11 protein-coding genes, 2 tRNA genes and 1 pseudogene are annotated in these 12242 nt (G+C 70.8%); 11 read left to right on the top strand and 3 right to left on the bottom strand.

The features are described from left to right. The first annotated feature begins 168 nt into the window (after positions 1-168). The 6 genes from ACH4N1_RS02550 (at position 169) to ACH4N1_RS02525 (ending at position 4216) form a co-directional block, all read left to right on the top strand. A complete protein-coding gene (locus tag ACH4N1_RS02550) occupies positions 169-333 on the top strand; it encodes a hypothetical protein (protein ID WP_366057486.1) in 165 nt (54 codons plus the stop codon). Positions 334-420: 87 nt separating this feature from the next. Next, positions 421-1059, top strand: a complete 639-nt coding sequence (gene nadD, locus ACH4N1_RS02545) for a nicotinate-nucleotide adenylyltransferase (RefSeq protein ID WP_382790000.1) — start codon at positions 421-423, stop codon at positions 1057-1059. A 16-nt stretch (positions 1060-1075) separates the two neighbouring features. Continuing rightward, positions 1076-2800: an LCP family protein gene (locus tag ACH4N1_RS02540; protein WP_398093955.1), complete on the top strand. Its 1725-nt coding sequence runs from the start codon at positions 1076-1078 to the stop codon at positions 2798-2800. A gap of 129 nt (positions 2801-2929) precedes the next feature. Continuing rightward, entirely contained in the window at positions 2930-3373 is a 444-nt protein-coding gene (rsfS, locus tag ACH4N1_RS02535) for a ribosome silencing factor (protein WP_398093954.1), read from the top strand. After that, positions 3370-4050, top strand: coding sequence for a histidine phosphatase family protein (locus tag ACH4N1_RS02530; protein ID WP_398093953.1), 681 nt, complete (start codon positions 3370-3372; stop codon positions 4048-4050). Before rsfS ends, ACH4N1_RS02530 begins: the two co-directional genes overlap by 4 nt. Before the next feature lie 93 nt (positions 4051-4143). Beyond that, positions 4144-4216 (top strand) — tRNA-Ala (locus ACH4N1_RS02525). Positions 4217-4287: 71 nt separating this feature from the next. Here the strand turns inward: ACH4N1_RS02525 and ACH4N1_RS02520 are convergent. Next, positions 4288-4413 (bottom strand): hypothetical protein, encoded by a 126-nt coding sequence (locus tag ACH4N1_RS02520; RefSeq protein ID WP_398094407.1) that lies wholly within the window; start codon positions 4411-4413, stop codon positions 4288-4290. 6 nt (positions 4414-4419) lie between these two features. Between ACH4N1_RS02520 and ACH4N1_RS02515 the strand changes: the two are divergent. From ACH4N1_RS02515 to ACH4N1_RS02500, 4 genes and pseudogenes are all read left to right on the top strand, one after another. After that, a pseudogene (locus tag ACH4N1_RS02515) lies at positions 4420-5170 on the top strand (MFS transporter); the annotation flags it as partial. 69 nt (positions 5171-5239) lie between these two features. Next, complete coding sequence (locus ACH4N1_RS02510) at positions 5240-5413, top strand: hypothetical protein (protein ID WP_398093952.1); 174 nt, start codon at positions 5240-5242, stop codon at positions 5411-5413. 3 nt (positions 5414-5416) lie between these two features. Continuing rightward, positions 5417-5650: a hypothetical protein gene (locus tag ACH4N1_RS02505; protein ID WP_003976229.1), complete on the top strand. Its 234-nt coding sequence runs from the start codon at positions 5417-5419 to the stop codon at positions 5648-5650. Positions 5651-5770: 120 nt separating this feature from the next. Next, positions 5771-5843 (top strand) — tRNA-Ala (locus tag ACH4N1_RS02500). 163 nt (positions 5844-6006) lie between these two features. Here the strand turns inward: ACH4N1_RS02500 and ACH4N1_RS02495 are convergent. Continuing rightward, positions 6007-7617, bottom strand: a complete 1611-nt coding sequence (locus tag ACH4N1_RS02495; RefSeq protein ID WP_366057479.1) for an NADH-ubiquinone oxidoreductase-F iron-sulfur binding region domain-containing protein — start codon at positions 7615-7617, stop codon at positions 6007-6009. Beyond that, on the bottom strand, positions 7614-8906 hold the full coding sequence (locus tag ACH4N1_RS02490; protein WP_398093949.1) for a cytochrome b/b6 domain-containing protein: 1293 nt from the start codon (positions 8904-8906) through the stop codon (positions 7614-7616). The genes ACH4N1_RS02495 and ACH4N1_RS02490 overlap by 4 nt, the downstream gene beginning before the upstream one ends. A 412-nt stretch (positions 8907-9318) precedes the next feature. On the opposite strand from ACH4N1_RS02490, the gene leuS reads away from it, so the two are divergent. After that, positions 9319-12195, top strand: a complete 2877-nt coding sequence (leuS, locus tag ACH4N1_RS02485) for a leucine--tRNA ligase (protein WP_398093947.1) — start codon at positions 9319-9321, stop codon at positions 12193-12195. Positions 12196-12242: the final 47 nt, after the last annotated feature.

Raw genomic sequence — 12242 nt, 5'->3', positions numbered from 1 at the left:
CCCACGCCACGTCCGCCTCCTCCGGAACCGCCCACGGAGCCGCCGCCGGCGGCGCCCGCGGGCAACCGGCCTCCCCAACGGCGGAGTCGGCGTGTGGCGTGCCGAGGCGCCCGCTTACGATGGGCCGACATCTTTATCCCGCCCTCCATCGGATAGGTCCTGCCGAAGATGAGCTTCCACAGCGCAGCCGCCCAGTTGGTCACTCTCGCCGCCGAGGGCGAGGAGCACGGTGGCAACCACGAGAGCCTGAGCCCCCTGGTCACCGGTGGTGCCGCCTTCCTGATCCTGGTGCTCCTGCTGTGGGTCACCACCCGCTTCAACCGCGACCGCTGAGACCACTGAGACCACTGTGTTCATAGCGGGGCGCTTCGGACATCGGTCGGACCGTGTCCTCGGGACGGGCCGGTAGGGTCTGCACGCATGGGAGAGCAGGACATGCCTACCGGTCCGTCGAACAGCCCGTCGAAGCCGGGCAAGCGCCGCCTCGGCGTCATGGGCGGGACCTTCGACCCGATCCACCACGGGCACCTCGTGGCGGCCAGTGAGGTCGCCGCGCAGTTCCACCTGGACGAGGTCGTGTTCGTCCCGACCGGCGAGCCGTGGCAGAAGAGCCACCGCAGGGTCTCCCTGGCCGAGGACCGCTATCTGATGACGGTCATCGCGACCGCCGAGAACCCGCAGTTCTCGGTCAGCCGCATCGACATCGACCGCGGCGGTCCCACCTACACCGTGGACACCCTGCGCGACCTGCGGTCCCTCAATCCCGACACGGACCTCTTCTTCATCACGGGTGCGGACGCCCTGGGACAGATCCTGACCTGGCGGGACAGCGAGGAACTGTTCTCCCTCTCCCACTTCATCGGTGTCACCCGGCCCGGCCACAACCTGGCCGACCCCGGCCTCCCCGAGGGCGGCGTCTCCCTCGTCGAGGTCCCCGCACTGGCCATCTCCTCCACGGACTGCCGCGCGAGAGTCGCCAAGGGCGACCCCGTCTGGTATCTGGTGCCGGACGGAGTCGTGCGCTACATCGACAAGCGCGAGCTGTACCGCGGCGAGTGAGCCGAGAGGGGCACCGGTGAACGACCGAAACGACGCGGGCTACGGGGAGACCCCGTACGAACTCGTCGGCTATGACGAGTACGGCCAGCCGGTGTACCGGCAGGTCCCGCCGCAGCAGGCCTACGACCCGTACGCACAGCAGCAGGGCTACGGCCACGACCCGTACGCCCAGGGCGAGGGGCAGCAGCAGGCCTACGACCCCTACGGCACCGGCCGGCAGCCGGCCACCCCCGCGTACGACCCGTACGACACCGGCCGGCAGGCTCCCGTCCACGACCCCTACGGCACCGGCACGCGCACGCAGCAGGCAGGCGGGACCGCGGCCCCGTACGACCCCTACGGGCAGACGGCCACCAGCGGCCAGCAGTCGCGGGCCGCCGAGCAGACCGCCTACATCCCGCAGCAGGCCGGACCGGCGGAGGCCGAGGAGGAGCCGGACGCCTCCGCGCGGCCCCAACGGGATTACCACACGGAGCAGTTCGCGTTCGTCGAAGATCCCGACGGGGACTCCGAGGACGTCATCGACTGGCTGAACTTCACCGAGAACCGCACCGAGCGCCGCGAGGAGGCCAAGCGCCGCGCCCGCAGCCGCCTGGTCGCCCTGGCCGTCGTCCTCGCGCTGACCGCGGTCGGCGGAGTGGGCTACCTCTGGTACGCCGGGAAACTGCCCGGACTGTCGTCGTCCGACGACTCCAAGGGCGGCACCACGGCCGCCCCCGCCGCCCAGAAGCGCGACGTGATCGTGGTCCACCTGCACGACACCGCCCAGGGCGGCACCTCCACGGTCCTGCTGGTCGACAACACCACCACCGAGCAGGGCACCACCGTCCTGCTGCCCAACTCCCTCGTCGTCACCACCGACGACGGCACCACGACGACCCTCGCGAAGTCCGTCGACGGCGACGGTTCCGCAGGGACGCGCGAGTCGCTGGACACCGTCCTCGGCACCGAGATCCAGGGCACCTGGCGGCTGGACACCCCCTACCTGCAGAACCTCGTCGACCTCGTCGGCAACATCGAGGTGGACACCGACACCGCCGTGCCGGACCCGGCCGCCAAGAAGGGCCAGGCCCCGCTCGTCAGCAAGGGCGAGGGTCAGACCCTCAGCGGCAAGGCGGCCGTCGCCTACGCCACCTACCGCGCCGAGGGCGAGGCCCAGAACGCCCAGCTGGAGCGGTTCGGCCAGGTCATGCAGGCCGTGCTGCGCAAGGTGTCCTCCGACCCGCAGGGCGCCACCGTCACCGTGCAGACCCTGGCGCAGATCCTCGACCCCTCGCTCACCGACAAGGATCTCGGCGCCTTCCTCGCTGGCCTCGCCGACCTCGCCAAGGGCGGCGACTACAAGACCGCCCTCCTGCCCGTGCAGGCCGACGGCACGCTCAGCGCCGAGGCCGGCGCCAGCGTGGTCAAGGACATCCTCGGCGGCACCGCGAAGAGCCCCGACAAGGACGCGGCGGTCAGCGTCTTTGTGCAGAACGCCGGCGGAGTCAAGGCCACCACCGAGGACGCGCGCGTGGTCCTCCTCAACGGCGGCTTCACCTTCCTGGACGGCGGCACGGCCCCGGGCGGCACCGCGTCCACGTCCAAGGTGCTCTACGCGGACGCCGCCGACAAGGAGAACGCCACCGAGGTCGCCAAGACCCTGGGCCTGCCCGGCACCGTCGTCGCGAAGGGCACGGTCCCCGCGAACGCGGATGTCACGGTCGTCCTCGGCAAGGACTACGAGCCCTCGTCGTCATAGCCGGGGCGGAACCGGGGGCCCGTCACGGAAGCGGCCCCCGGTCACGCCGGGTCCGGTGCATTCCCGTGGGGTGTCGTCGGCGGCCGTGAGACCCTTGAGGGCAAACGACCGCCGACGGAAAGCCACGCAGTGACCGCCACAGACCGCTCCATCGAGCTCATCCGGACCGCCGCCCAGGCGGCCGCCGACAAGCTCGCGCACGACATCATCGCCTACGACGTCAGCGACGTGCTGTCGATCACGGACGCCTTCCTGCTGGCCTCCGCCCCCAACGACCGCCAGGTCAAGTCGATCGTCGACGAGATCGAGGAGCGCCTGCAGAAGGAGCTCGGCGCCAAGCCGGTCCGCCGCGAGGGCGACCGCGAGGCCCGCTGGGTCCTGCTCGACTACGTCGACATCGTCGTGCACGTCCAGCACAGCGAGGAGCGCGTCTTCTACGCCCTGGAGCGGCTGTGGAAGGACTGCCCCGAGCTGGACCTGCCCGCCGACGCCCGGGCGACCCGGGGCAAGGCCCGGGAACACGCCGAGCTGCAGGCCGCCCAGGACGCCGCAGAGCCGGGGGGCGACTGGTGACGACCCCACCTGGTGCCGAGGCCGCGGCCGGCCGGTCGCCGGGCCGCGGCCGGCGCGTCATCCTCTGGCGGCACGGCCAGACCCTGTGGAACGTGGAACGCCGCTTCCAGGGCACCACGGACGTCCCGCTGACCGAGACCGGCGTGGCCCAGGCCCGCCGGTCCGCCAGGCTGCTGGCCTCCCTCAAGCCCGACGCGATCATCGCCTCGGACCTTCAGCGGGCCGCGAACACGGCCGCCGAGCTGGCCGCGCTCACCGGCCTCGAGGTGACCCACGACGAGGCCCTGCGGGAGACGTACGCGGGCGTCTGGCAGGGACTGACGCACGAGGAGATCGTCTCCCGGTTCGGTGACGAGTACACCGCGTGGAAGCGCGGCGAGCCCGTCCGCCGCGGCGGCGGCGAACTGGAGACGGAGGTGGCCGACCGCTCCGCCCCCGTCGTGCTGCGGCACGCCGAGAAGCTGCCCGAGGACGGCACGCTCGTCGTCGTCAGCCACGGCGGCACGATCCGCACCACCATCGGCCGCCTGCTCGGCCTGGAGGCGCACGACTGGGAGAGCCTCGGCGGCCTCTCCAACTGCTGCTGGTCCGTCCTCGGCGAGGGCGCCCGCGGCTGGCGGCTCCTCGAGCACAACGCCGGCACCCTGCCGGAGCCGGTCCTCGGCGACGACGACTGAGCACCTCGGGGCGGACCGGACCCGGATTTCACTTTCCGGCAGGTCGCAGGCTAAAGTTCTTCTTGTTCGCCCCGCCGAGCGGGAAGAACGCAAGGGGCTATAGCTCAGTTGGTAGAGCGCCTGCATGGCATGCAGGAGGTCAGGAGTTCAATTCTCCTTAGCTCCACTGATCGACACTCTCTGGAGTTGTCAAAGATCGGTTTCGGGAAGATCCCGTCCCTCAGGGGGCGGGATTTTTCATTGCCCGCGCAGCGCCTCCACCCGCAGCGCCGTCTCCTCGTCCTCCGGTGTGTAGACCACGATGCGGCACTCCGGCATCCCGTTGATCGACAGCGACATGGACGTCATCCACAGCTCGCCCACCGCGGGACCGTGCCGCTCGTGCTCGGCCAGGAGGAGGACTGGCCGTCGTGGTCCCTGCTCTCGCCGGCCGTCGGCGCGCTCCTGTTCGCGGTGTTCCGCGGTTGTGAAGCCCGGCTCGCCCGGCGCGGCGGTGCCCCGCTGATCGCGCCCCGCGTGCTGCGCCACCCCGGCATGGGGCTCGCCGTGCTGCGCATCGCGGCCGTCATGGCGGCCAACGGCGGCTTCCTGTTCGTCCTCACCCTGCACGTCCAGGCGGGCCTGGGTACAGCGCGCTGCGCGCCGGTCTGACGTTCGCGCCGACCGCGGTGGTCTTCGGCGCGGTCGGTCTGACCTGGCGCAGGTGGCCCGCAGCCTGGCAACGGGGGCTCGCTCCGGCCGGGTTCACGCTCACCGCCGTCTCCCTGGCCGCGGTGGGCCTCGTCTTCAGGGGCGGGGGCGACGGGGGCGTGTGGCTGTATGCGGCGTACGCCGGAGTGGGAGCGGGGCTCGCGCTGGCGTTCAGCCCCACGCTCACCCGGGCCCTGGCCGCCGTACGCCCGAGGACGCGGCGGACGCCGGCGGGCTGCTGGCCACGGTCACGCAGCTCGGGCAGCTGGTCGGGGTCGCGGCCTTCGGCGCACTCTTCTTCGACCGGCTTGAGTCACTCGGGGGCCTGGCGGCGTATACCTCTTCGCAAGCGCTGCTGACGTGCATGTTCGCGCTCGCAGCGACGGCCGCGCTGGGTGGCGTGTCCGGACTGGTACTGAGGCGTCGCTGACCGTATCGGCCCGGCCGTGGCAGAATCAAACGGCCGGAAGGGGGCGCGGCCCGACGGGAGGGAGTTGCGATGCCTGCGAGCATCCTCGGAGAGGTCGGCCACCTCTCCGGAGCAGCGGTGACACGGGACACGGCCACCCGGCTCGGCTGCCCTTCCTGCGGTTCCGCCTTCGTGGCCCAGGTCCTCGGTGACAACGGCGGGATCTCCTACGTGTGCACGGCCTGCGGCCACAGCTGGAGCTGATCGATGGGTGCCCACAGGCGAAAGTGCGACTGGTGCGGCAGTGGCACCCCGATCGTCCGCGACATGGAGCCGGTCAATCCCGACTACCAGTACTGGTGCGAGGAATGCGCGCGGGCGCTGATCATAAAGGGCGACCCGATCGAGACCTATCGGGAGCTGGAGGGCGAGCCGATCTACGGCCGGCTCCTCGAAGAGCACTGCACGCTCAAGCGGTTCTACTCGTTCGTCACCGCCTGAAGTGGCATTCCGGGTGAATCCGGGCAGAACGGAAACGATTTGGTAGTGCACCCCCCGGACCGTGTAATGTTGGCGTCGCCGCCAGGGAAACCCGCAAGGGAAGCCCGGTGGACAAGGCAAGGGGCTATAGCTCAGTTGGTAGAGCGCCTGCATGGCATGCAGGAGGTCAGGAGTTCAATTCTCCTTAGCTCCACAGTGGATCCCGCCGGGTCGAAAGAACCGGCGGGATCTTTTTTGTGTTCTCACGCGCGCGTGCGGCGGGACACACGCGCGTGCGGCGGGAAACGGGCCGAGGGGCCGCTCCCCGCCGGGCGGCCCCTCTCGGTGTCGCCGCGGCGACGGGTGCGCGGCGCCGGTCAGCGGCCCAGGGCGCGGCGGCCGCGGCCCTGGGAGAGGACCGGAAGGTTGCGGGAAGGCTCCTTCGCGCGCGTGTCCTCCTCGATGCGCAGGGCGAGCGCCGGGCAGCGGCGCACCGCGCGCAGCGCCTTCGCCTCCGCGTACCGCGGCACCTTGGCCTGCGCGACCGTCGGGAAGCCGTCGGCGCCGAGCTGGAAGACCTCCGGGAGGATGTCCGCGCACAGCCCGTGGCCGCGGCACAGGGTCCAGTCCACGAAGATCTTCTGACGGCTGTCGCCGGCGTCCTCGGGCGCTCCGCCGGCCGAGATGCCCGCGGGGGCCATGCCGCCCTCGAAGAGCGGCAGGACGCCCTCCACGGGCCGTCCGCAGCCATTGCCGAGGACATGGGCCGCGAGGTCGTCCGTGAACGCCTTGATGGTCGACTCCAGGAACATCGCGGAGCCGTCCGGGTGCGAGCAGGCGCCGCGCCGCTTGACGTTCTTGGCGACCTGCTTGAGTGCCTCCAGGGCGGCCGGGCCGCCGCCGTTGATGATGTCCTCCATGCCGCGCGCGGCGGCCGGCAGACCGAGGTAGCAGGGGCCGCACTGCCCCGCGCTCTCCTCGGCCAGCCACTGCGCCACGCGCAGCGACTCGCCGAGCGGGCAGGTCTCCTGGCTGATCGGCAGGATCGCGCCGGCGCCGAGCGCGCCGCCCACCGCGTCCAGGGAGTTGCGGGAGACGATCGCCTCGTTGACCGTCGCCGCGTCGATCCACTTGCCGTGGTAACCGCCGGTCAGCACCCCCTGCGGGACCGGCGGGGCGCCGGCCAGCTGGAGGACGTAGCGCAGCGGGACGCCCGTGGGGACCTCGATCACCATCGGGCGGGCGACCGCGCCGGAGACCGTCAGCATGACGGTGCCCGGCTCGTCGTACAGGCCGGTGTTGCCGTAGCGCTCGGGGCCGATGCGGGCGCCGATGGCCAGCTGGGCGAACGTCTCGGCGTTGGACAGCAGGGTCGGGGCGCCGCCGACGCCGTTCTGCGAGGCGCTGACCTTGCGGCCGGGCGGGATCGCCGGGCCGCCGTCGATGGAGCGGATCACGGACGCGGCCGCGCCGGTGACCATGCGGATCGGGTTGCGCTGGACGAACGCCTTCAGCGCCGAGCGGCGGCCGTTGCTGAGGCCGCGCTCGGCCAGTGCGGCCTCCATGGAGCGCTGGGTCGATTCGCGGGTGACCGCCACCACGAGCGTGCGGGCGCCCAGCGCCTCGGCGACCAGCAGCGCGCCGTCCAGGATGAGGTGCGGGGCACGGTTGATCAGGACCGTGTCCTTGCGGCAGGCCGGTTCGTCCTCGCTGCCGTTGACGACGACGACGGGCCGGACGCCCCGCTTGATCGCCGCGTCGGCGACGGAACGCAGCTTCTTGTGGAAGGGGAAGCCCGCGCCGCCGCGGCCCTTGAGGTTGATGCGTTCCGAGAGCTGCGCGAGCTTCTCTCCGCCCATGGGTTCGAGCGGCCCGTGCACCTTCAGGTGCATGGGCAGGTCGAGTCTCTCGACAAGGTCGAAGCCCGACGTGAGCTGCGGAAGGCCGACCACGCGGACTTCCGGGACGTCGGGCAGGGCCTCGTTCACCTATAGCCTCCGGAAGGCGTGTTCCAAGGTTCGCCCGAACCCGGCGCGTCGAAGGACGCCCCGGGGGATGGTTCATCGGCGGGACCGCTGTTGTACGTGTCGTTCGGGTTGTACGCGTCATACCGGGTGTTTGTCTCACCGGTGTCGTACATGTCACTCCCGCCGTACCCGCCGGTGCCCGGATTGCCATAGACCGGGATGGTGAATCCCGTGTCCTGGAGCGGGTCGTAGACCGACTGCGGGGCCTCGCCGACCGGCGGCGGGGACGGGATCGGCCAGCTGCCGGAGGTGCTGCCGCCGCTGTCCACGCGCGGGACGGCCTCGGTGGCCTGCAGGTCGAACGGCAGGTCCATGCGCGCGGTCTGGCCGGACGCGAACGACTGCTCCGCGCGCGGGGGCGTGGAGACGGCGCGGTAGGCGGCCGCGAAGCCGTTGGCCGGCTCGGGCGCGGGAGCGTCGAACAGGGGCGACGGCGGTGGCGTCCCGCGTCCGGAGCCCGCCGTGTCCGCTCCCCGGCCGGGGCGGCCCTCGTAACCCGGCAGCGACTGGGACTCGGCCATCCGGGCCCGGCTCGCGTCCAGGGCGTCGCGGCCGGCCGGCTCGTCGGTGCCCAGGACGGCGGCGATGCGGTCGGCGACCTGGCGCTTGAAGGGGCGTGGTGCGGAACGCAGGGCGAGGGCGGCCATGACGCCCAGCAGGCACAGGCTGTAGAGGATGGTGAAGATCGGTTTGGCCGCGCGACCCGCGTAGAGTCCGTGGATCAGCGCGGCGCACCAGGCCGGGTAGGCCAGCATGTGCATGGCCCGCCAGCGGGCGGCCACCGGGGCGGGCGAGGCGAACCGGCTGCGCAGCGCGCCGGTGATGCCCACGAAGATCATCAGAAGTCCGGCCAGCGAGCCGAGTCCGATCAGCCCGGCGGCTCCGGTGACGCCGAGCGAGAACGGGATGATCGCGGCGATGAACTGGGTGTGGTCCAGCGCGATCTTCGTGGTGATGTGCAGCAGCAGGAACGCGATCGAGGCGACCGCCGTCGTCCGGTGCACGGCCTGCCCGATGAGCCGCTGGCGCGTGTTGAGGAAGATCCGGTCCTGGGCGACCAGGCCCCAGATCACCGAGCAGCTGAGCGAGACGAGGGACAGTACGCCCGCGCCGAAGTTCAGGAACGCGCGGAACTGGTCACCTCCGACCAGCACGACCACGGGTATGAGGAGCAGGACGACGGCGGACGCCACCCCGTAGGCCGACCGGCCCGGCTGGGGGAGCGAGCTGTTACTACGAAGAGGGTTCATGGGGGCAACTCCGAGCAGTTCGGGAAAGCGGTCCCGATGCCGAACTCTAAGTGGGCGCCATACCGATGGGTACGAGGTTTGAGTTATTGCGTTGTTATCAAAGGACAATGTGGCCACGGCGATGTCCCTTAGTGGCTGTTACGCGAAGTAATCCCTGACCTTGGTCCGGTTGCGGCGTGGTGCGTACGTGTCGACCAGGCATACGCAAGCGCGTCGCAGCTTGCTCAAGCCCTGCGGTACCCTGAGGCCATGCGTGCCGTACGCCTTCTGCTTAGCGAGCCGCGCTGATCAGTCCCGAACGCCGGAGAACCGGGCGGTTCGGAATCGGCGCGGCGTCCCCTCCTGTGCGAGGGGATTTTTCGTTTCCCGAGTGGCAGCCGCTGGCAGAGACGATCGATGGAGCTTTGAGGACATGAGCGAGACGAACCCCGCCGCCACCGCCGAGGTGGCCGCGCCGCACCGGTACACGGCCGCCATGGCAGCCGACATCGAGGCACGCTGGCAGGACGTCTGGGACGCCGACGGCACGTACGCGGCACCGAACCCGAAGGGCGACCTGGCGGGCGACCCCGCGGTCGTCGCCCGGCCGAAGAAATTCATCATGGACATGTTCCCGTACCCCTCGGGTGCGGGCCTGCACGTCGGCCACCCCCTGGGCTACATCGCGACCGACGTCTTCGCCCGCTACCAGCGGATGACCGGCCACAACGTCCTGCACACCCTCGGCTTCGACGCCTTCGGCCTGCCCGCCGAGCAGCACGCCGTCCAGACCGGCGAGCACCCCCGGATCACCACCGAAGCCGCCATCAACAACATGAAGTCCCAGCTGCGCAGGCTGGGCCTGGGCCACGACAAGCGCCGGTCGTTCGCCACGATCGACCCGGACTACTACAAGTGGACCCAGTGGATCTTCCTGCAGATCTTCAACTCCTGGTACGACGACGAGGCGAAGAAGGCCCGCCCGATCGCCGAACTGGTCGCCCGCTTCGAGTCCGGTGAGCGGAGCCTGCCCGGCGACCGCTCCTGGGACGAGCTGAGCGAGGTGGAGCGCGCGGACGTCCTGAGCGAGTACCGCCTGGCCTACGCCTCCGACGCGCCCGTCAACTGGTGCCCCGGCCTGGGCACCGTGCTGGCCAACGAGGAAGTCACCGCCGACGGCCGCTCCGAGCGCGGCAACTACCCGGTCTTCAAGGCCAAGCTGCGCCAGTGGAACATGCGCATCACCGCCTACGCCGACCGGCTGCTCGACGACCTGGACGCGCTGGACTGGCCCGAGGCCATCAAACTCCAGCAGCGCAACTGGATCGGCCGCTCCGAGGGCGCCCGCGTCGACTTCCCGATCGACGGCGAGCGCATCACCGTCTTCACCACGCGCCCCGACACCCTGTTCGGCGCGACCTACATGGTGCTGGCGCCCGAGCACCCGCTGGTCGAGAAGTTCACCCCGGACGCCTGGCCCGAGGGCACGCACGACGTGTGGACCGGAGGCCACGCGACCCCGACCGAGGCCGTCGCCGCGTACCGCGCGCAGGCCGCCTCCAAGTCCGACGTCGAGCGTCAGGCCGAGGCCAAGGACAAGACCGGCGTCTTCATCGGCGCGTACGCGACCAACCCGGTCAACGGCGAGCGGATCCCCGTCTTCATCGCCGACTACGTCCTGATGGGCTACGGCACCGGCGCGATCATGGCCGTCCCGGCCGGCGACCAGCGCGACTTCGAGTTCGCGCGCGCCTTCGAGCTGCCGATCCAGTGCATCGTCGAGCCCACCGACGGCCGCGGCACCGACACCTCGACGTGGGAGGACGCCTTCGCCTCCTACGACGCGAAGATCGTCAACTCGTCGAACGACCGGGTCTCCCTGGACGGCCTGGGCGTCGCCGAGGCCAAGGAACGCATCACCGAATGGCTGGAGCGGTCCGGCGTCGGCGCGGGCACGGTCAACTTCCGGCTGCGCGACTGGCTGTTCAGCCGCCAGCGCTACTGGGGCGAGCCCTTCCCGATCGTCTACGACGAGGATGGCATCGCCCACCCGCTGCCCGAGTCGATGCTGCCGCTGGAGCTGCCCGAGGTCGAGGACTACTCGCCCCGTACCTTCGACCCGGACGACGCCGACACCCAGCCCGAGACGCCGCTGTCGCGCAACGAGGACTGGGTCGACGTCACCCTCGACCTGGGCGACGGCCGCGGTCCGCGCAAGTACCGCCGCGAGACCAACACCATGCCCAACTGGGCCGGTTCCTGCTGGTACGAACTGCGCTACCTGGACCCGCACAACTCCGAGAAGCTGGTCGACCCCGAGATCGAGCAGTACTGGATGGGCCCGCGCGCGGGGCAGCCGCACGGCGGGGTCGACCTGTACGTCGGCGGTGCCGAGCACGCCGTGCTGCACCTGCTGTACGCCCGCTTCTGGTCCAAGGTCCTGTTCGACCTGGGCCACGTCTCGTCCGCGGAGCCGTTCCACAAGCTGTTCAACCAGGGCATGATCCAGGCCTACGTCTACCGTGACAGCCGCGGCATCGCCGTACCGGCCGTCGAGGTGGAGGAGCGCGACGGGGCGTACTACCACCAGGGCGAGAAGGTCTCCCGGCTGCTGGGCAAGATGGGCAAGTCCCTCAAGAACGCGGTCACTCCGGACGAGATCTGCGCCGAGTACGGCGCCGACACCCTGCGCCTGTACGAGATGGCGATGGGCCCGCTGGACGTCTCGCGGCCGTGGGACACGCGCGCGGTGGTCGGCCAGTTCCGGCTGCTCCAGCGACTGTGGCGCAACGTCGTGGACGAGGCGACCGGTGAGATCACCGTCGTCGACACCGAGCCGGACGAGGACACCCTGCGTGCCCTGCACAAGGCCATCGACGGTGTGCGCCAGGACCTGGAGGGCATGCGCTTCAACACCGCCATCGCCAAGGTCACCGAGCTGAACAACCACCTGACCAAGGCCGGCGGCCCGCTGTCGCGCAGCGTCGCCGAGGCCCTGGTGCTGCTGGTCGCGCCGCTGGCCCCGCACATCGCCGAGGAGCTGTGGCGCAAACTGGGCCACACCGACTCCGTGGTCCACCAGGACTTCCCGGTGGCCGACCCGGCGTACGTCGTGGACGAGACCGTGACCTGCGTGGTGCAGATCAAGGGCAAGGTCAAGGCGCGCCTGGAGGTGTCGCCGGCCATCTCCGACGAGGAGCTGGAGAAGGTGGCGCTGGCCGACGAGAACGTCGTCAACGCGCTGGGCGGCGCCGGGATCCGCAAGGTGATCGTGCGGGCGCCGAAGCTGGTCAACATCGTGCCGGCCTGACGAAACACGGGTACGGGACACGGGTACGGGCGCGGCTGGGGCCGGCG

This window comes from Streptomyces sp. NPDC017202 (assembly GCF_044331705.1).
In the GTDB taxonomy this organism is placed as follows: domain Bacteria; phylum Actinomycetota; class Actinomycetes; order Streptomycetales; family Streptomycetaceae; genus Streptomyces.
Note: the sequence above shows the minus strand (reverse complement) of the source record. Positions and strands in the feature narration are given on the sequence as shown.